We start from the raw sequence: 1172 nt of genomic DNA on the forward strand, positions 1-1172 counted from the left end.
GCTGGGGGCGTTGTCATTCGAGCGGTTGGCCTCGGGGACGATGCGGACGCCCTTGGTCTGGACGCTGAGCGTGACGATCTCGCCCTGGTACTCGTTGCCGGACTTCTTGAAGGAACCGATGTTGGCCATGTGACTTCTCCTTGCTGTTTCGAGCCCCGCGACCATCGCGGCCTCGATGGCGATCGTTTGCCGGAGGCGATCGACGCTGCACCCGCTCGCGGGCCGGAGCACAGCGGAGGATGGCGGCGGAGCGACTTTCTTGCCTCGCGAGGAATGGGCGAAGCCCAGGGGAAGAAAGTCGAACCGACGCCGTTGCGGCTCAGGCGATCGAGGCGCAGCCGTCCTACGGCTAGATCAAGCCAAGGAGAGGCCGTGGGTCGCACGCCGAACAGCATCCTCACGAGAAGTCGTGGCTAACCTGAAGGGTCCTGCACAAGAGGGCTGGCATGCCGGGCGAAGAAAAGGCGGCCGTAGCGTAGAAAAAGGACGCCATCGCCCCAGCCAACCTGGCGCAAACGATGAACCCGCCACAGCCTCTGTCGGCCGTGGCGAAGACGCAGACTCATCGAAGCGCTAACGAGGGCTGCGTTCACGCTCGCGCGTCATAACGAGCATTCATCACCCACCTTTCGCCAATCTCGACGATGAGGAATGCCGAGAGCGTCGCCGTCTCTGGTCGTGTGGCCACCATCCAACAGGCGAGTGAGTTGGGGCTCCTCCGATGCCCTGTCCGTCCGGCGGCAGGAAAAACAGCGTCATGCGCGAGAAGGCCGTGACGCCAGCGAGAACGGCGCCGACAATGGCGAATGCCATCTGCCAGCCGCCGGCGGACATGCCGACGCCGGCCAGCGCAAACGACACCTGATAGCCGGCGACCGTTGCCGGCACGGCGTAGAGCAGACCAATGACGGCACGGATCTGCGGCGTACGGGTGGTGGCGAAGGCAATCTGTCCGAGCGCCAGGGTCGCGCCCCCCGTAAGAACTCCGACGATGATCGCAGGGATGACACCTGACCCGCTGTGAAACGCAGCGAGGCCCGCTGTCAGTCCGGCAAGTTATGTGGCGTTCCCCGATATGTGGCGCGCACGTGGTAAATGTATCTGTAGAGCCTGGTAGCGGACTCCTTACGCCACATATTTTTGTGTGGATGATCGTCGTCCATCATCGCGAT

At 63.3% G+C, this 1172-nt stretch carries 2 protein-coding genes; one reads left to right on the forward strand and one right to left on the reverse strand.

The genetic code is table 11. The features are described 5' to 3' along the window. Positions 1–129 (reverse strand): DUF736 family protein (locus LJ725_RS28805; RefSeq protein ID WP_230554365.1); only part of this gene is annotated, 129 nt, incomplete at its 3' end. A gap of 573 nt (positions 130–702) precedes the next feature. On the opposite strand from LJ725_RS28805, the gene LJ725_RS28810 reads away from it, so the two are divergent. After that, on the forward strand, positions 703–1014 hold the full coding sequence (locus LJ725_RS28810; RefSeq protein WP_230554364.1) for a hypothetical protein: 312 nt from the start codon (positions 703–705) through the stop codon (positions 1012–1014). Positions 1015–1172 lie beyond the last annotated feature (158 nt).

The organism is Reyranella aquatilis, from assembly GCF_020880995.1.
Taxonomy (GTDB): domain Bacteria; phylum Pseudomonadota; class Alphaproteobacteria; order Reyranellales; family Reyranellaceae; genus Reyranella; species Reyranella aquatilis.